Source organism: Anaerocolumna cellulosilytica, from assembly GCF_014218335.1.
In the GTDB taxonomy this organism is placed as follows: domain Bacteria; phylum Bacillota; class Clostridia; order Lachnospirales; family Lachnospiraceae; genus Anaerocolumna; species Anaerocolumna cellulosilytica.
The window spans coordinates 574,461-594,665 of the sequence record NZ_AP023367.1 but is presented as its reverse complement, the minus strand read 5'-3'; the positions used below and the strand labels follow the sequence as shown (position 1 = coordinate 594,665).

Below are 20,205 nucleotides of genomic sequence, written 5' to 3'. Positions count from 1 at the left end.
ACTCCATTCCGCCGTTACCAGCCACTACCAATATTTATCACCTATATAAACAACAGAGGTACCGTCATGCTCAAAATTAAAATAAAATCTTTTTAAGCCAAGTGCCTCTTCCAGTACCTTTTGCTTTTCTTTTTCGCAATAGAACAAAAGAAAGCCACCGCCACCTGCCCCTAAAAGTTTTCCACCTAGAGCACCATTCTTCATGGCACATTCATACAAATCATCTATATGAGAATTAGAAACACCTGAAGCAAGCTCCTTTTTTAAAAGCCACCCTTCATTTAGAATGGTGCCAAAATCTAATAATTGGTTGTGCTCCAATGAATATTTCATATCTTTAGCAAGTGAGCACATTTTTTTCAGATTATCCACCTTGTCCCGTTTTGAAATATTCTCTTTCTGTTCTGATAATATTACATTGGCATCATGTGTAATTCCTGTATAAAACATAACAAGATTCTCTTGCAAATTTTTTAATGTACTTGACCTTGTAATAATAGGCTCTACCGAAACATTATCATCCTGATGAAAAGAGATAAAATTTAAGCCACCACAGGCTGCCGCATATTGGTCTTGCTTACCGATAGGATTACCAAGTAAGTCAATTTCAACACGACATGCTTTTTTTGCAAGTTCACTTTTAGAAGTATACTTCCCTTGGAAGCAATAAAGAGTATGTAAAAGTCCTACTGTAAAAGAACTTGAGGAGCCAAGCCCGGTTCCACTGGGAATGTCCGCTGTACTTACAATTTCTACACCGCTAATGTCCATATCATTTAAAACTGTTCTAAAAATAGAATGTTTAATTTGAGACAAATCATCCACTATCTCATTTTCTGAATATTTTAAGGCTGTTTTGTTATTATCGAAATAGGGATGGATAGATATATACATATACTTATTAATACTTGTACTTAAAACACAGCCTCCATATTCCTTATAGAAATCCCTTATATCGCTGCCGCCGCCACAGAAGCTGACACGGAAAGGAGTTTTGGTTATAATCATACTTCTCCCTTTCTCTATGTAGTATTCTTGTCATAATTATTCATCTAATTAATTTTTTCTACAATCTTATATCTTCAGACTCATCATTCTTCCGGTTTAATATTTTTATGTTCCCTTAAAATGTTTGAATACCACACTTTATTCCATTTGGACTGGTATATTTTCCGGTCAATAGCTCATTAACCATCGGCTTCTACAGATTTACTATCTAGTATACAGGAATAATTTAAAACTTTTCAGTAATTACTATAATGTAATCCTTCTTATTTCCCTTTTAAATAACACTATATTTATTATTATATAACAAAAGTATATCCTTCCTCATAAAAATACTTAAGGGTTTCTTCTACAAATACAACTTTGTCTCTAAATAATCCTTCATGACCGAAAAGCACTACTGTATCACTTGATTCAAACTCTTTCAAACAACTTATATCCTGCATATCATCATACCTTACATTCGTCTTTAAATAACTCAGATTACCTTTTTTTACTTTTAGATTTCTTCTTACAGCATTGCATTCACTAATAGACAAATCATAAAATAGTTCTGTTCCTCGATCAGGGCATAATAGTGTTGTCACACCTGAACCTTTCAGATATTCTATTTCTTGACTGCTGCACTGCCAACAATGCAACCTAACTATATGAGCTAAATTTTCTTGTCCAAATATATTATGAAAATTTTCCAATTCTCTCCTGAATAAAACACTGTCATTTTGATACTGATTTCCATATACACCGTGGTATGCAAAACGGAGCCAATCCTTATTATTGATTATTTCATTTATATAAAGCTTCGGTATACTTTCAATCTGAAAATCACTTCCGTTGTTTCCAAAAGCATAACAAGAAACTTTCAGTCCATATTTCCTGTTCCATTCCAACAGTTTACCATACAATTCCATGTCAAAAATACTGCTAGGTCTGTTATGCTCAAGCCATCGCAGACTCATTATTATATCATCTATACTAAAATGTACTTTTTTCATAAACAGTTATCATTCATTTCATCAACATACAAATCTATAATTGAAATAATATCTGCTCGATTATTCAATCTAAGCATTTCTTTGATATCATAAAAAACTCTGTGTACACTGATGATAATAACATCCACAGACTCCACTACCGATTCGATTGCAACACATGGCTTTTCAAAATTTATATTTTCATAATTTTTATCCAAAAAACACACTACGTTTAGATTACACTTTTCAAGTAGTTCGCCAAGTGCCCTACCTAATCTACCTGCTCCATAGATAGCTATATTTTTATAGTTATTGTTTTTAAAATACTTTAATAGATGCGGTAATACTTTGTCTGCATCTGACATTTCATACTTACCATACTCAATACCAGATATAAAGTTAGTTAATTCTTTTCTAGCAATATTATATTCCTGATTATAGTCTGATAGTCTTGTACTAAATATCTGTTTTAAACTACTTCCCAACCATTCCCGCTGTTCTGGTATACACCGATTTCTTACTTCCGCATATGTGGGTGCAGTAAATCCAGGTATTACTCCATGCGTTAGTAATGCATGTGCTGCAAAGCAATGTCCCCATGGACAATTTTTTCCAATGGCGTGGAATTGAATTGGTCTGTCAAGAAATCTGTATATGTTATCAATAACGTGCCCTCCTCCAAAGCACGGGCAAACATCTCCATTTTTTAAATCAATTGATACAACCCAATCTCCTGCATAACAAAACTCATTTCGCTTCTCTCCCCATATGGTCTGTTGGAACTCAAACAACTCACTATTAAAGACCCCCCACTTTTTCTGATGTTCTTTCATTGTCAACTGAGTTAATCTTGGCCAATCCTTACCATCCTGCTGCCTTGATTCTATAATATGACAATCACACCCCAATTTTTCATTACATACTTTCCTTATATCATCAATATATCCAATTGATTCATCATTTACAGTTAATTCAACAGTAAATCCTATATCAGCTTCTTGAATTTTCCTGACATTTTGAAAAAAATGATCCAAAAGCTTTCCCTTTTTCAGCTCTAAATAATGAAATGAAAATTTCATGAAAATTTTTTGTCTTTTTTCTATGGGCATATCACAAAGTTCATTTATAACCTTGTGTACTGTACCATTCGTCACTAAAGATACGATATGACCCTCTTCTATAAATTCAGATGTCAACTCTGTGATATAAGGCACCAGCAAAGTCTCCCCCGCAGCACATATATTCATATGGCAGCCTCCCCCCAGTCGCTCATATGAAAGAGCACTTCTTATCTCTTTTACGGTATGGGGATTAACAGATGATTTGCAGGCATGTGTTCCTTGCTGTCCTATATAACAATAGGTGCAGTTCATATTACATATTGTATCTGGTAAAACACAATTAATTAATCTTTTTATTTTTTCCATCGCTGTACCACTTAGCTGATTAATAGCCCTTTAATTTTATTGTAAATCTTGTTACCATTATCTGGTGACAAAACATTGCCACCATTCTTATTTTTTGGAAACTTAAGAAAGTTATTAATTCCGCAATAAGCCATTTCTTCAAATAGTACATTGCCACTAGTAGATATCGCCTGAAGATATGCCGGAAGCCTTTCTGTAGTCAATTCAATTTTATATCTATGTATTTCTTTAGTACACAAATTTAGTTCATAAAGATAACAATTAAAAACTGAAAAATAATATATTTTTTCACCAAATACACCTATCCAAAGAGTACTCTGACTAAGATTAGCCACATTATTTTTACATATCTCAACCGGAAGTAAATTTGTAAAAGATGTTAATTTCTTGTTGCTGTTATCTATTACTACACCATTTGAACTGTACAAATCAACAATTATCGTTTTGCCCCGACAGCCCACTGCATAACCATAACACTCAATTTTGTTAATAATTCTATCTGAATATTCAGTAATAATGGTACTATCATTAGTATCATAATCCCACTGATAAATCTGTTTTCCCCTACGGGATATTAAATAATATCTATCATTATCTTCAATAATTGCATTAAATCCATGATTCCCATCATTAATATAATTTATTTTAAATGTATTCGTTGTTAGGTTAAACAATAATAAGAAATTACTCTGGCAACTTGGTATAATTAATATGTCATCTCTGATACAAGCTGTATCCCTAAACAAAGATTCATCCTTTTTAACGATTCGTTGTAAAATGTCGTCCTGAAACTCAGAAAAATATATAATCTTTTGTTCCTCAACATTATACTTGGCAATAACAGGGTAGAGATAACCAATAAAATAAATATCTTTACCATATTTCTTTCCGCAAAAAAACTTAGCTGCTCCTTTCAACTCACAATCTATTTTACTAAAATTCTTATTCAGTAAATCATACTGATAAAATGAATTACCATTAAAAGGAGCCATTACTAACGTATCCTCATATTTTATAATAGAACCAATAAGTCTTCTCTTATCATTTTCTTCTTCTGGTAAAAGACCTAAAAAAGATACTTCTTCCGTATTTAAATCCATTTCAAATAAACCATTACCAATTCCCGCTACAAACCATAGTTTACCACTTTCAATACACGCCACTTCAAACCATAGAGCTGGCTCTTTTACAAATCCATCGTCTCTTATCATAATTTAATTATCTCACTTCCTTAAAACAGGCTCTCTATTATTTTATAATAATTAACGTCCCTCCTTCGTCACATAACGGTATCTTATTAAATGTTATCTTATTATCTGCCTCATATCGATTTACAGCAACTTTAACACCCTCTAAATTACGATTATTATAATCATGTAAAAAAATATAACCATTTTTCACTAATCTGGGATAGAAAAAGCTTAAGCATTGATACGTTGATTCTTCAAAATCTACATCAATTGATATGAATGCAAAATTCTCATTTTGCTCCTGTTCTTGAATACTTTCAGGAAAAAATCCTTTCCTAACAATACAGTTATCAGGATATGGCATCCGTTTCATAACAATATCTACACTAGTATTCTCAAAGACTTTTTTAAACCCTTCTTCACAGTACTCAGATTCTCTTTCTTTTTCATACTCTTCGGGTTTAAAGCTTTCGAATGAATCAAAAAGATACAACTTTCTATCAGGAAATTTTAAGTTTATTATCTCTGCAAACATTCCCCTAAATACTCCTACTTCTGCGACAGCACCCTCTAGTTTTCTGTTTTCTATCTCATTTGCAGTCAATTCAAATGTTCTATACCTTGTATAATCTTTCATGTACATTAAATCATTATTCAAACTACCAGTTCCGACTATTTTCTGATTATCTATTAAATCAAAGCTACAGGTAAGCGTATCATTCAATCTTTCAACCTGCAATTTTTCTGGCTCAACTATATTATAATAGAGTTCTTCTGATATAGCTTTTATCAACTTATCATTTTGCTTTTTTATATATATCTTCTCTGTAATTCTATAATTATTATAAATGAATAAGATTTTATCTGACGGTAAGCCCAGTGCTTCTAACTGATTAAGTATTTGACTGTTAACTGTATAAGTATTTGTAGTAACAATTATAAAATCATATTTTTCTGACAGGGTATATATTTCATCTGGGCGATAAACTTTTTTTCCAAAAAAATGAGTCAGATTTGAGTTATTATCAATAAATCCTATGATTATATCTAAGTCTAGATATTTATTTTTTATAAAAAACTGGCATCGTTCTCCACAACCCCATAGTAGTATTTTCATATTATATAGTCTCCTTGATAGCATCTATTATTTTATCTACATAAATATTAAAATCGAATGTATATCTTGTATCCACTATTTGCAGTAATTCTGTTGACAGTTTATCAATTTCCTTCTCCGACGATGCAAATCGAATATAAGAAAGACTTTTTATCCATTGATACACTCCCTCCACTTTACCACTGATATTATTTAAGGCAATACATCTTGTTCCACTAATTGCACAAAATAACATACAGTGTAGAGCATCTGTTACAACTAATTCATACTTTTTTATTTCTTCTATTTTTTCTTGTATATAATAATTTCGCATATTGGGGTATATTTCTCCCGCTGAATGCATCGTAATTTTTTCTACTTTAAAATTATTTTTCAGATGTTGTTCTATATATTTTTTTTGCTCGCTAGATAAAAGACTTTCTTTACACTCTTTTAGGCATAGGGCAGCTCCTGCTCTATTTCCATTTTCTGCATCAAGACCACTCATAGACAGTACAATGTCAGGAAATAATTCACATTTCGCATATCCATCTAACATCTGTCTTGCGGTATTGTATGATTTCATTTCACGTAGAAAGACAGTCAGATTTCTGCACTTTCTATAAATTTGTTTGCTTATTTCTAACTCATATTTTCCATATGTATTATCTTCAAAATATATTGTTTGCGGAAAAATAATAATCTTATTCTCAGAATACTCTTCCATTATGCGCCTTACAGCCTGTTCTCCGCCATCCATCCACAAACTCCCTAGGAACCCACCACCTGTTATAATAATAATATCTTCTCTGCTTATAATCCTCTTCAATTTCTTACCATAACGTTTATACATCATATCCGTTATTTCTATAAGGCCGTAATCCGAGAAATACTTACCAAAAAAACCTTTTTCAGCTTCTGCTATTGTATGATCTCCAATATTACTATGTTCGGGTGTATTAAACAACACTAAATTCTTATCTTTTCGTCTTTTTTCAAACTTTTTTATATAATAATCTTCAGGACTCACGTAATTATATATGCCATTTTGACGCAGTTGCCTTGCAATTTCATAAAAATAATGGCTACTGGATACAATTACTGTATATGAGTCTCTATAGTTTAGTAGTTCGGCAAATGAAACAACAGGGATATTTTCCACCATTTTTCCGTGCAATTGTACGTTATTATCAACTATATATCTGATTTTTTCCTTGTCAATTTGCTTTAATAGTAAATTGCAATCAGCCCCTCCCCCAAATATTATTAGAGTAGATTCAAGTTGTATATTCCTACATTTCCAAAAACTAAACTCATCATGAACCTCTGGATATATTTCAGCAAGAAAATCTTCATATTTTGTTATAATTTCTATATCTTCCTGTGTTTCTTCTAATATAAATTTTACACTATTTAACACAATTTTTCTTATTTGGTAATAGTACATTTCTAATATATTATTTTGTTTATAATAGTCTATAACAAAACGTACAGCATCAAAATACTGCAATCGATTCTTTTTATTATGTAGTAAGCTAACAACATTTCCTACATTATAATGATACAATGCTTCCGATATAAGATAAACATGCTTTACTTGTGAAGCAAGAATAAAGTGCATCGCGTCATCTTCATGGCAACCATCAAACATTGTTATATTTTTCTCTACAAGCCACTTCGTGCGGTACATCTTATTCCATACTACACCATACTTGATACAATTAACATAGGAAGTAAAAGATACTTCCTTTTTTCCTCTTTCTTCTGGTACCCAACCCTCTTTTAACATTTCGTTTTCTCTAAATTTGTCAAAACCACAACAAACAAAATCTAATAAATCATCTGTTAAAAATGGCTTCAATAATTTATAAATAAAGTTATTCTCAACATAATCATCAGCATCAACATATGCAACAAAATCACCCTGTGCAATTTTTAAACCATAATTTCTGGCATCCCCCAGACTATTGTCTTTCCTGCTTACTATTATTATCTTACTATTTTTTTTCTGCCATTTAATACATTTTTCTAAAGAAGAATCATTACATTGTCCTACCATAAGTAGTATTTCTATATTGGGGTATGTTTGGCTAACAACACTCTCTAAACAAGATTCTATATATTTTTCAGCATTGTATACTGGTATAATTATAGAGACTTTAGGCATAAAATTATTCATAGTCCTGGACCCTTTCCCATAATTTCAAGAATTCTATTTCTGTTTGGGTGTATTCATACCATGAGGCAGCATAATGATGAATTGCAAAAGTTCGTGGTGTTACCGATATCTTGCTAGACATTATACTTTTTGGACAAAGACATTCTGCAGGCAAAATTGTCATATCTTTTAATCTCTGAAAACTATTCTGCTCAATCAATCCGTGTTTTTTTAAAATAGATGTCTGAAAGACTGGACAAGGGGTTTTTCCTCCATCCCACTCTAAGGTATCATACAACTTAAGTAAGTCAGCAACAACTTTATTATTACTATGAGCTCCAAACCCTAATCCAAAAGCAACTTGTTGATTACTTTCAAAGCCGCAGAAACCTTTTTCATATAGTAATGAATCTAGACTTTTGACTAACTCGACATCCGTATCCAAATAAATACCACCATAATCATTAACAATATCCAACCTTGCATAATCAGATACAAACGCCCATTTTCTGTCTTTATATGCCTTATGCATATATTTATTTTTACTCACATCATAATTTGTTTCATCCCAGCGTATAATTTCATAATTAGGGCAAAACTTTTTCCAACTTTCGATGCATCTTTTAGCTAAGTCAGGTAGTTCATTATACCCAAACCAGCAATAATGAATTTTTTTAGGTATCTGAGGTGAACCTGTATATAATAAGCCATTTTCCGGAATCTTTTGTTGGGCTAATTGAAAATCATAATCGGCTGCTACAATCATTCTGTAAATATAACAGGATATTGTATCTAATACAGAAACAGTATCTAATTGTTCAAATGCCTCTAAAAATGCATATAACGTAAATAAAACTACTGTACTTTCATCAACTTCTTTTAGGAACTCTTCTACTGATATAACTAAAATATCGGAAGTTCCTACTTTCTTTTTAGTTCCCTGTAAAATAGAACTATTATCTATAAACCGATAAATATAACTTTCAAGTTTAAGTTCAGGATATTTACTGCATATTTCATTCGGTACAGAACCAGCACCAAAACAGTACAATTTTTTATTTTTAACCACATTAACAAAGTCAAGCATAGTACTGTTTCTTAAAACCATAATTCTTATACTCCTTTATGATATGTAAGTTATATACTTATTTTTCTCAGTAACTCCAACTTTTTATTTCTTTCTTCAACAACTATATCTTCCATCCATGAAGCAGCAAATCGATGAATTGAGTGCGTATTCTCTGTTTGATAAATTATTCCAGTCAAGACGCTCTGAGCACAAAGAAAATCAAAAGGATAGATTGTCATTCCAGAAATCAGCTGCATAGAGCCATTCCTTCTTAAACCTAGCTTTTCTAGAACTTTGGTTTGATATACAGGTGAAGCTGCCAGGTTTAGAAGTCCATTACTATCAACAAAATCTATTCTTTCATATTCTGACATCATTTCCTTTAATAAAGAAAACCCTGCTACTGCACCAAACCCAGATCCAAAATTAACAAATTTTGTAGATTCAAAACTAGCATATGCCTCATTATACAATAATTCGTCAAGATTTTTTACTAATTCCACATCCAAATCCAGATATATCCCTCCATACTTATATATTAAATCCAACCTTGCATAGTCTCCAGCAAATCCCCATTTCTTATTTTCAATGGCTTGCTGCATGTACTTACATTTTGTTACATCATAGTTTTCTTGATTCCATTCAATTATTTGATAATCCGGACAATATTTCTTCCAACTCTCTTTACACTTTATCATACTTTCAGGCATCTTTTGACCTGAAAACCATGTATAATGTATTTTTTTAGGAATATTTGGTTGATTATTTCTAATTATAATTCTATTTTTTGATGCATTTAATGCGTCTTTATCTTGCTGCAAGCTTCTTAAAAAAGGAAAAATATAACATGTAGTGCTATTATTTATTACACTCTCTAATTGCTGAACAATTTCCAAACAAGCATTACTCGTAATTAATATAACAATATCTTCATTTAATAAAGTGAACATTATACTTGGAGGCAATACCTCTAATTCCTCTCCAAATACCGTTTTTTTACTATACCATTGGGAGTGGTTATTATCGGTAATGCCGATTATCTGTTTAATGGGTGTATTTATAAATTCTTCCTGCATTTCTGAAAGCATTTTCCCTACACCAAAGCAGACTACTTTTTTATTGGATACATCTTTTAAAAAGGTTTTATAATCACAATTTTTTAATTTCATTTTTCTCCCCACTTCTCAGATAAATAGTTTTTGTAGTTCCTGTGACTCTTGTATTCGCTTTTTTTTCCTAATTAAACGATCACCCGAAGCCCAAGAACCATCGAAATGATGGATTGTATGTGTGTTTTTTGTAACATTAATCATATTTGTATATAAGTTCTTAGGACTCAACACATCAGTGGGGTATATCACCATATTCCCTATTTTTTGTATTTTGTTTCCATATTCCATTCCCATAGAAAATAGATCATTTGTCTGGTATACAGGACTAGCTATCTCATTTAAATTTCCTGTTTTTTCTTGAAAAATAAGCCCGCTATATGTTTCTAATAATTTATTAATAATTTGATTTCCTTTACATGCACCAAACCCCAGACCTAAATTAACTTCACCTGGAAGTTGCATCCCACAAAAACATTTATTATAACGTAATAAATCCAAGTTTTTAATCACTTCAACATCTGTATCTAAATAAATTCCTCCATTTTCGTATATTATTTTCAACCTAAAGTAATCTGGTACAAAACCATATTTTTTATTTTGGTAAGCTTGTAGTGCATACAAATTTTCAGTTAGATCACAATTACTTTCATTCCATTCTACAATTTCATATGTGGGACAATACTTTTTCCAACTGGCAATACATTTTTTATAAAAATCAGGCAACGCCCCTTTTCCAAACCAGCAATAATGTATAACCGGAGGTATTAAGAACTCTTTTTCATTCTCCATCGGCATATCATACTCTGGCATTAAATTAAGCATAAAATTATATATATAACATTCAACTGCTTCAAATCCTTCAAGAGAATTCAGTTGTTTTACAATCTCATAATAATAACTGCAAGTTATTATTATGACCATTTGAGTTTTATCTGTATTTATCAATTCCTTTATGGTTTTTATCTCAAATCTTTTTCCCTGTATCTCTATCAGCTTACCATGTTTATTGCAATCATTATCAACAAGAAAAGTTATTTTTTCTGCCCATGAGTATTCTGGATAATTTAAAATCATTTGTCCTATATCATTACCAATACCAAAACATATTAGCTGCTTATTACCTAATTTTTCATGAAATTCTTTCATATTACAATTTTTTAATACCATATTTCTCCCTATTCTGCATACTAATTTTGGGGTATCGAAAAACTTAATATATAATACCTGCACTATTCTTTCATTGATAAGGTTATCTTTATAACTTAAGTATCCGCTCCTGTATACCTTTAGTTATTCTTCTATAGTAAGTTACATAATACTTATATTAATTCATGTTTAAAGGTTTCCTTTGACGTATTCACAGAAATAATCCAATCTCATAATCTTCTCTTCATCCAGATATAGCTCGTACACTAACTTTCTTTTTATCTGCATATGGTATTGTTCAGTAGTAATAATTAATAAGTCAAATTCTATGTCTTTAAGCTTTTCAGGAGAAACTATACTTATCTCATTTATTTTTTCACCCCATTTATTAGAATCATTATCTGAAAAAGCTACAAGCTTAAACCTGCTATCAACTAATAGATGAAGCCGCTCCAAATAATACCGGCAAACTTGACCAGCACCAAACAGTACAAGTTTTATTTCTGTACGTTCCTCTTCTTCCAAACCTTTTATAAGATTCTCTTTAATACGTACTCCGTTCATACCATCTAAATTAGGTAATACTTTGTTTATAGCTATTTTTCTCTCTGAGAAATCATAGGTCTCATTGATTGCAACTTGATTTAGAAATTTTTCTATATCCTCTATTGTTGTTCCCTTATTATATGTATCTACAAGCATTTGTATTGGAGGTGTCATTTTTTCTGTATAAACTTGATTATACAGATATAAAATAGGAACATCACATACTGCTGCTTCAACCATTATAGCACTTCTATCAATCATTATAGCATCTGCATTAAATAAGGAGTCTCTATAGTCCTGTGCAATATCTATGAACACATTTTCATGCCCCTTTAACCTACTAAGGAGCTCACCCGCCTTTTTTGCTAATTCACATGGAATAGTAGAGCTTGTAAACATAGGGTGAGGCATAACTATAAAAAATAAGTCTTGATAATTAATCAATTTTTTCTCTAGCTCTAGATACACATCCAGATAAGGAGTTACCTGCAGCTGTACACCTTCTTCATATATAATCTTAGGAAAATGCATTTTCCATAGTACAATTTTTCTATTTTTTACCCTGTTAGCTATCTGAGTATTTAGGTTAAATTGCTTATTATAATACGCATCAAACTTAGGTAGACCGCAGGCTCTAACTGCATTTCTATTACCACAATATTTATTATATTCTTGTCTCATCATTTCAGAAAAAGTATATATTCTCCAACTATTTCTAACTACATAGGTATCAAAATGCGCTAATCTAGCATCCTCTGTATCTGCAATTTCAATTCCATACGGAACATAAACGATTCTTGTTCCCATTTTTTTTGTATGTATGGATAATGTTTCAGGCGTTCTATATGATACATCGTAGGGTGGCTGATATACTGCAATATGGGGTTGAATGATTTTCAGTAGCTCTTCCGAATAAATTTCATATTGCAAGTGATTATTCTGTAAAAATTCTCTTGTATTTTCCATCTGCACTTTTTCAACCGAAGATTCTGTGATTAAAATCAAACGAGTATCAAACCTATCATCCTGAATACATGCTTCATAGAAACTTTCGATAGAAGGCCAAAAAGATGCTACCTGTATCATAAATACAATACGGATTTTCTCCTTTTTATCATACATTATATATTTATCTTTTACATTAAACATATAATCCATATTATTCTTTATCCCTTCTTAATCTGTTTAGCGTCTTCTTCTTATCAATCTTACGCTTTTTATCTGCCCAGCTTCCATGACAATGATGAATGGCATAGGTATATTCATTGATAAAAGCCCTGTCTCCAACAACGCTTGCTGGAGCAAAATAAACAGGATGATATACCATAAAGTTTTTAACTAACTGAATTTCAAAATTTTGTTTTAATCCGTACTTTTTTAACACTGCCGATTCATAAATACTATTAGTTTCTAAGTTGTATTCACCATGGTTGTTAATAAAAGGTATTGTACTACGAGGATCATCTCTCATCTCTTTTAATATTTCGTTACCTTTCACTGAGCCTATTCCAGCTCCACTGTTTAATGACGGCCATTCACCATAGGCAATAAACGCCTCGTTATATAATAATCTTTCTATACTCTTAATAATTTCAACATCAGTATCTAAATAAATACCACCATATGTATAAAGAATATCCAATCTTGCATAATCCGATACAAAAGCCCATTTACCTGCTTTGTATGCCTGTTTCATATATAAATTTTTATTAACATCATAATTATTTTCGTCCCATCTAACAATCTCATAATCTGGACAAAACTCTTTCCAACTTTGTATACATCTCTCTTCCAAATCCGATAGTTTCTGACCTCCAAACCAACAATAGTGAATTGTTCGAGGAATTTTGACTTCTAATTGATCAGGTACAGGTTCTTGTACAAACTTAGTATATATATAACTTTTATTTACATATGCGTATATAAAACAGTCTATATCATTAAATTGTTCTAATTGTTCTAATTGTCCGCATATTGGTTCAAATGTTTCACAAGTTATTAATATTATATAATTTTGCAGGCCTTTATCTAGAAAAGCATCAATCGTTAATATAGGAACCTTCCGGCGTTCCCAAACATAACCCAGCTTTTTTTTACTATTATCTATAAAAAAACTTATATTATTAATAACGCCCCATTGCTCTAATAAATCTTCTATATAATAAGGCATCATGCCTGCACCAAAGCAAACAATTTTCTTATCCTTTTGCGCCTGATAAAATTCATTATATCCACCATAATTTAAATGCATTCTGCACACCCTTTTATATACCAAAAATTTGAGAATTCTCCATTGCTTCAAATAATGCACGAAAAACATAAAAATCCGAAGGTGTTGCTATTTTTATATTATACGGTGTACTTTCAACAGTATGAAGCGTATGTCCATAATAGTGAAGCAAATGAGCGGAGTCTATAGACTTAAAACCATCCTTTTGTGCCTGCTCATGTACTGTCCATATTTCCTCAAATCTGAAGCATTGTGGTGCTTTTGCAATTCTCATTTTTGCCCTGGATGGCACATTATCAATAATTCCATTGTCATTTATCTGAACAATAGACTCATTGGCTTTTTCTACAGTTATTGAATTACCATATAATGCAACGGTCTTAATATTTTTATCAATCAACTCTTTACTAATTAACGGTCTTACACCATCATGTATGATAACAACATCCTTATCTTGCAGGTCATTTTTCATAACTTTTAGTCCATTAAAAATGGAATCATGTCCCGTCTCACCCCCAGTAGTAACCCACTTTACCTTATGTATGTTATAACTGGTCAGCAAGCGTTCTAATTCTTTCTCCCACCCATATAAGCACACAATGCAGATTGCATCAATTTCAGGGTGTTCATTAAAATATTCTAAAGTATAAATAATAATTGGCTTTCCATGCATTTCAAGGAATTGTTTCGGTTTAGATTTTGAGTTCATTCTCTGTCCGGTACCACCGGCAAAAATCAGTGCAACATTCATAGGCTAAATGACTTTACACTCTATATTTATAGGTGCATTCTCCTTCTCTTATGTTATTATATCCAAACTCTGTATCAATACTGGCTTCCCAGTTAGCTCATACAATGCAACTACACTGCTTTTATCACCATAATAAGCATCAGAAATGATGATAGCTCTGTTAAAATCTGTAGTATCATCGAATATTCCCCAACCTTCACTCTGATATTTCTCCACCAAATCATCATATTCATCAGATAATTGAGGAATTACAGAACTTATTGTGGCTCTGACTAGCGGGTGTGGTCTCCACAACAACACAACATCCATTTGCTCTCTGAAAAAATCTAATGTGTTTTTTATTTTTAATAATGCTTTCTCACGACTTTTTAATATAGCATCTACTGTTGTATTATAAAAAATAACCTTCTTTTTACTCCCGTCAGTTTTTATTATTAACTCTTCCCATTCTTTGGGGATTACGGCATCCTGTGCTAAAATCACTTTGTCGTATTTAGGATTGCCCAAATTTAAAAATTTGGTTTCTGCAATCTGTTTCAAATTATTCCAATATTTTTTATTTACATAGCCATTTACTATATCACTCTTTTTTTGCTCTTCACCTAGTATATTCATATAAACATTCATATAAGTTTGGCGAATCTTCTCTGACTCTACTATGACACGATCTGCTCGGAATACTCCCATGGTGCTGCAAAAGTGTTCCGGCACATTATCACTACTCACAAAATAGGGAATATACACTAGCATATCTGTATATTCCTTAAGTCTATTTGAGTAGTAGTCTGGGTGAACACTAGTTACATAATTATACTGGTCGTACGGATTATGAAAGTATATAACATCCGGATGATTTGTCCTAAAGTCATAATGCTTATAATCTGTAACTGAAACATACTCTGGCAACTGATGACCTTCATAATGCATATCGCCTAAACTACCATCCGGTCTTTTATCATAATACGGTATAGGAATAACATAACAATCGCAATTAATATCTTCCTTTGCAGCTCGCCAAACGCTTTCAAGGCTATCCCACATACTAGCTTTATAGGGCAAAAAAACTATCTCATATTGTGTCTGGATATAATGCTTGAGTATACTAGTCGCATCTTTTCTTTTATCTGAAATTTGTGCCAATATCTTCAACTTTTCACTACATGTTTTTGATATATTGCATTGCCATATCAGTTCACAATATTCCTCTAAAAGATGAATAAATGTTGAATCATCACCTTCAGATTTTTCTGCCTCTTTTCCAATAGCTAATGCTGCTTGCTGTAATTCAGTAAGCAAGTATTGCAAATTAAAATTATCTTCACTTTTTATTAATCTAAGTAAGGTTTTTTCTGCCTCTTTCATCTCACTAAACAAAGTCATTAATTTTTCTTTTAAATATTTTCGCATATTTATTCCTTTTTTATTCAATTTTACCAAAATAATTTATATTATAGTGAAATAAAAATACAATCATGATAATACATTATCGCACATCTACTTTTATATTTCGACATAAATTCACTTTTTCTGAATAGTAATAATTTATAAAAAATATCATTTAATTCTTAGCTTTGAAAGTGTACATAATTGCTTGTCAATAAATTAAAAATAATATACACTATTAAAGAACAGTTATCGGAATCCAATTCTAATTATTATTTAGGATTACTGTAATTTACAAAGGAGAATATCTTATGAAAATCAATATCCTTATATTAAAAGGACAATCCATGTATAATGTTTTACGGCATGCCTCTGACCAAATCGCCGACGGCTTTACTGAACTTGGATGTAATGTTACAATACTTGATCTAACCTTAGAAAAGGACTGCGAACAAATAAGTGTAAGTTTGCTCTCAACATTTCATATTGTTTTTTCATTCCAGGCACTTCTATTTTCAGAATGTATTAAAAATACTAATGCTCCTATCATAAGTTATAATAAAAACGTAACATTTTTTGGTCATATAGTTGACCATCCAATTTACCACTTACACAGATTAACAACTGCTCATAGCGATAATATGCATATTGCTTGTATTGATTACAGTCATATTGAATTTATAAATGCATATTTACCTAATGTAAAACATACCACATTTTTATCACATGGTGGTTTCACCTCACACGCCGATACGCCTTTTAAAAAACGTGATATAGATATATTTTTCCCCTCCTCCTACGTTCCACCGTCTGTAATTTATGATGAAATAAAATCCTTACCGGATGTTTATAAAAATATAGCTAATGATTTAATTGAAACAATGTTAATTAATCCAATGTTAACTTTACAAGAGGCATTAAAAGATTATTTAACTAAAATTCATTTTACTTATTCCAATGATGAATTCGTCGAACTTATGGAGTTATATAATGTAATTGACCGCTATATAAGAGCCTATACACGTGACCAAATTATTACCTGTTTACTTGACCATGAGATTAAAGTTACAGTATGCGGAAATGGGTGGGAAGATTCTGAATATACTAATTCTGATTTTCTTAGTATAGCTACTATTCCTGATAAAGATATCACTAATGTCATTAACCTTATGAGCAGATCTAAAATTGTATTAAATCATGTACCGACTTTACAAGAAGGCTTTCATGAGCGTATTTTCACTTCTATGTTAAATGGTGCAATATGTTTAACAAATGACTTTCCGATTATTAATAAAGATTTTAAGAATATGAGTAATATTATTTTATATAACATAAACCTTGACAATAGTTGCATTGATAATATCAAATCTGTACTTAATGATAATTGTTTAGGTTCTCAAATTGCTTTAAACGGTTATAAAATAGCTCAAAAATCTCATAGCTGGGCACATAATGCAGAAAAGATATTAGACTATTATTACAACATAAATTTTGGTACAATAAGTATTTAACATTCAAACAACATCCATTTGATGTTGTTTGAATTATAGTATACTCAGACGTTACGTGTAGATGAATTAATGTAAAGAAAATAAATGTTGGAAGCATTTGAACTGACCCCAATTCTCACATATGCAGGTTTTCCCAAATCAACCTATATATGTACTGGCAGAAACGTTTTGATAGAGAAAATCCAACTGAGGTTCTAGAGCAAAAACCCTTGAAAATAGAAAAGAAAACAAAGACTTCAGCCTTCTTCGGATTTATGGATAGCAAGAAAACAGGGTCACATTGTAAACAAGAAACGTATTCAAAGAATTGTTCAGAACCTTGGTCTTCAAGTTAATTCTTTTACTAGAAAAAGTCATAAATACGGTTCATATAAAGACAAGGTGGGGTAGGTTAATCAGACTACTTTTCATTCGGATTAAGGAGAAACTAGGGTGGATAATCGTTGTGAAATATAAGCTTAGCTTCTTGGTTGCATAAAATAATTGCGTAGCAGATAAATCTACTACGCAATAAAGTCTAACTAATGGAGGTACATCAATGTTTGACATACCTCCAACATTTATTATATTACCTAAGAGTAAAAAAACTAGACCTTATTTCTTATACTTTTTTAATTTTATGCATTCTTTAAAACTTTATATTTACCGCATTTTTCATAATATTTTCTTGAAGTTTCATTATCGCCTAAACACTCAAATATGACACCGATATTATAATAAGCTAGATAATCATTGACCCCTTCCATTTTACACTCTTTTTTCTCAGTTGCCTTAATAAATTCGTTTACTGCTTCCTGAAACTCCCCATTATTCATTAAAATCAATGCAACAAGAAATATAAAATCAGCTGAATGGCTAAAATCCTCATAAACATTCAATAATTGTAAAGCAACATCATATTGCGCAGAATTCAGTAAGGAATAGCCATAACTTTCTACCATATCTTGAACATATTCCAGCCTTGTATCCAAATCATAATATAATGCCCTCTCAAAGTATTTACAAGCACCCAGGTATTCTTCTTCCATATAATAGCTTTTTCCTAATTGATAGATAATATATGGGTCATCCGGCGTTTCCTTAAGAGCAGTTTTTAATAAATTAATATTCCTATCAGTTTTAAACTTTCTTGCTTCTACATCTCCTGTATAACCATTATGTATTATCTTCAATGGTACATCATAGGTACTTATCTCCTTATCAAAAATAGGTACAATTTGCTCATGTATCATACCATTATAGGCATAATGCTTTTTAGAAAATAATCGACTCAATCTTTCTTTAGATTTATAAGGTACTCCTTTTCTTTTGAATTCATTTACTATGAGTAACCGTCCGATTTTATCAGGATTCTCTTCAATTAGCTTCTTTATTTCAATAATGTTTATGTCCTGAACAATTTCATCGCAATCCAACACTAAGACATAATCATTACTAGACTTACTAAGCGAAAAATTTCTTGCATCAGCAAAATTATTATTCCATTCAAAGTTATACACTTTGTCCGTATATTTCATAGCTAATTCCTTTGTTCTGTCTTCTGATCCAGTATCAACAATAATTATCTCGTCAATATACGAGGAAATGCTTTTTAAACAACTTTCTATGTTTGTTTCTTCATTTTTAACAATCATACACAGACTCAAGGATATCATTTTCTTTTCTCCCATAACCAATGTACACATTGTAATTGGTTTATAATTAAAGGTTATTGAATAACTGTAGAGTTTACTTGCTTAAACTAACCAAGATAGTATCACACATACCTCTCTCACTAAGTATACGCTCATATTGCTCATGTAATTGATTATCATTTAGAAAATTCCATATAGCATGTCCTCCAGGCATTCCTTTGGATAACCAATATAGATGATTTGCCAATGGATATCGTTGTACCTGTTTTATCCAGTTAACTCTAAAGCCACTATTTTCAACCAACGTCTCAATATTACTGGGATTGTATAAAAACAAATGCGGACTCCAGTAAGTAAAATCTGCAAAATTCGTTGAATGATAGAGCGTCAGTAATGCATCATCAGCATTGGGTATCTCAATAATAATCTGGCTTTCTGATTCTGGCTTTAGCAAATTTCCTAGTTTCATCAAATATTCTATTGGATGCTCTAGGTGTTCCAAGACATGAAACAAAGTGATTACATCGAACTTTTTATCACAATACTCTATATCAGCCCAAATCGTCTTACCATCTGAGAGTAAATATTTACGGGCAGCCTCTTCTAATTCAATTCCACATATACTATTAACCAAAGGCTGTGCATATTCTATAAATCCGCCATTACCACAGCCAAAATCCAATACATCTTTTTTATTGATAATATTTTTTAGGAATTCTTTCCTCCTAATATCGTCCTCATAAGTACTTTTTCTCCATTTAACAATGTCTAACTCTTTATCAACATGCATTCCTGATTCTTCATAATAGCCCTCACGAATATGGTCAAAGGAAGATAAAAATACCAATTCACAATTTGCACACTTTAATACGTCTATATGACTATTATCACGTGTTCCTTTATGTATCAACCGAATATCCTCACTACTGCATAAGTGACACTTCCGCTGTTCCATTACTTACCCCTCCTATCT

General features: G+C 31.4%; 16 protein-coding genes. 1 reads left to right on the top strand and 15 read right to left on the bottom strand.

What is annotated here, in order from left to right:
- Positions 1 to 24: 24 nt before the first annotated feature.
- The 13 genes from acsn021_RS02690 to acsn021_RS02630 form a co-directional block, all read right to left on the bottom strand.
- Positions 25 to 1,008 carry a GHMP family kinase ATP-binding protein gene (locus acsn021_RS02690; RefSeq protein ID WP_184092618.1) on the bottom strand — a complete coding sequence of 328 codons (984 nt, stop codon included), beginning with the start codon at positions 1,006 to 1,008 and terminating at the stop codon, positions 25 to 27.
- A 296-nt stretch (positions 1,009 to 1,304) separates the two neighbouring features.
- Complete coding sequence (locus acsn021_RS02685) at positions 1,305 to 2,000, bottom strand: hypothetical protein (protein ID WP_184092619.1); 696 nt, start codon at positions 1,998 to 2,000, stop codon at positions 1,305 to 1,307.
- Positions 1,997 to 3,406, bottom strand: coding sequence for a radical SAM protein (locus acsn021_RS02680; RefSeq protein ID WP_184092620.1), 1,410 nt, complete (start codon positions 3,404 to 3,406; stop codon positions 1,997 to 1,999). The genes acsn021_RS02685 and acsn021_RS02680 overlap by 4 nt, the downstream gene beginning before the upstream one ends.
- Before the next feature lie 11 nt (positions 3,407 to 3,417).
- Complete coding sequence (locus acsn021_RS02675; protein ID WP_184092621.1) at positions 3,418 to 4,617, bottom strand: hypothetical protein; 1,200 nt, start codon at positions 4,615 to 4,617, stop codon at positions 3,418 to 3,420.
- 37 nt (positions 4,618 to 4,654) lie between these two features.
- Positions 4,655 to 5,713, bottom strand: a complete 1,059-nt coding sequence (locus acsn021_RS02670; protein ID WP_184092622.1) for a TylF/MycF/NovP-related O-methyltransferase — start codon at positions 5,711 to 5,713, stop codon at positions 4,655 to 4,657.
- Between the two features lies 1 nt (position 5,714).
- Complete coding sequence (locus tag acsn021_RS02665; RefSeq protein WP_184092623.1) at positions 5,715 to 7,871, bottom strand: glycosyltransferase; 2,157 nt, start codon at positions 7,869 to 7,871, stop codon at positions 5,715 to 5,717.
- Positions 7,864 to 8,958 carry a glycosyltransferase family 32 protein gene (locus tag acsn021_RS02660; RefSeq protein ID WP_184092624.1) on the bottom strand — a complete coding sequence of 365 codons (1,095 nt, stop codon included), beginning with the start codon at positions 8,956 to 8,958 and terminating at the stop codon, positions 7,864 to 7,866. The genes acsn021_RS02665 and acsn021_RS02660 overlap by 8 nt, the downstream gene beginning before the upstream one ends.
- A 29-nt stretch (positions 8,959 to 8,987) precedes the next feature.
- Positions 8,988 to 10,088, bottom strand: coding sequence for a glycosyltransferase family 32 protein (locus tag acsn021_RS02655; protein WP_184092625.1), 1,101 nt, complete (start codon positions 10,086 to 10,088; stop codon positions 8,988 to 8,990).
- Between the two features lie 15 nt (positions 10,089 to 10,103).
- The gene (locus acsn021_RS02650) at positions 10,104 to 11,198 is read right to left on the bottom strand and encodes a glycosyltransferase family 32 protein (RefSeq protein WP_184092626.1); all 1,095 of its coding nucleotides are present in this window, start codon (positions 11,196 to 11,198) and stop codon (positions 10,104 to 10,106) included.
- A gap of 168 nt (positions 11,199 to 11,366) precedes the next feature.
- Positions 11,367 to 12,881, bottom strand: a complete 1,515-nt coding sequence (locus tag acsn021_RS02645) for a nucleoside-diphosphate sugar epimerase/dehydratase (RefSeq protein ID WP_184092627.1) — start codon at positions 12,879 to 12,881, stop codon at positions 11,367 to 11,369.
- 1 nt (position 12,882) lies between these two features.
- Positions 12,883 to 13,974: a glycosyltransferase family 32 protein gene (locus acsn021_RS02640; protein WP_184092628.1), complete on the bottom strand. Its 1,092-nt coding sequence runs from the start codon at positions 13,972 to 13,974 to the stop codon at positions 12,883 to 12,885.
- 13 nt (positions 13,975 to 13,987) lie between these two features.
- Positions 13,988 to 14,704, bottom strand: a complete 717-nt coding sequence (locus acsn021_RS02635; protein WP_184092629.1) for an IspD/TarI family cytidylyltransferase — start codon at positions 14,702 to 14,704, stop codon at positions 13,988 to 13,990.
- Between the two features lie 48 nt (positions 14,705 to 14,752).
- Complete coding sequence (locus acsn021_RS02630; RefSeq protein ID WP_184092630.1) at positions 14,753 to 16,111, bottom strand: hypothetical protein; 1,359 nt, start codon at positions 16,109 to 16,111, stop codon at positions 14,753 to 14,755.
- Between the two features lie 287 nt (positions 16,112 to 16,398).
- On the opposite strand from acsn021_RS02630, the gene acsn021_RS02625 reads away from it, so the two are divergent.
- Positions 16,399 to 17,598 (top strand): glycosyltransferase, encoded by a 1,200-nt coding sequence (locus acsn021_RS02625; protein WP_184092631.1) that lies wholly within the window; start codon positions 16,399 to 16,401, stop codon positions 17,596 to 17,598.
- A 617-nt stretch (positions 17,599 to 18,215) separates the two neighbouring features.
- Here acsn021_RS02625 and acsn021_RS02620 read toward each other — a convergent pair.
- Positions 18,216 to 19,253, bottom strand: a complete 1,038-nt coding sequence (locus tag acsn021_RS02620) for a glycosyltransferase (protein WP_184092632.1) — start codon at positions 19,251 to 19,253, stop codon at positions 18,216 to 18,218.
- 73 nt (positions 19,254 to 19,326) lie between these two features.
- On the bottom strand, positions 19,327 to 20,187 hold the full coding sequence (locus acsn021_RS02615) for a class I SAM-dependent methyltransferase (protein ID WP_184092633.1): 861 nt from the start codon (positions 20,185 to 20,187) through the stop codon (positions 19,327 to 19,329).
- Positions 20,188 to 20,205: the final 18 nt, after the last annotated feature.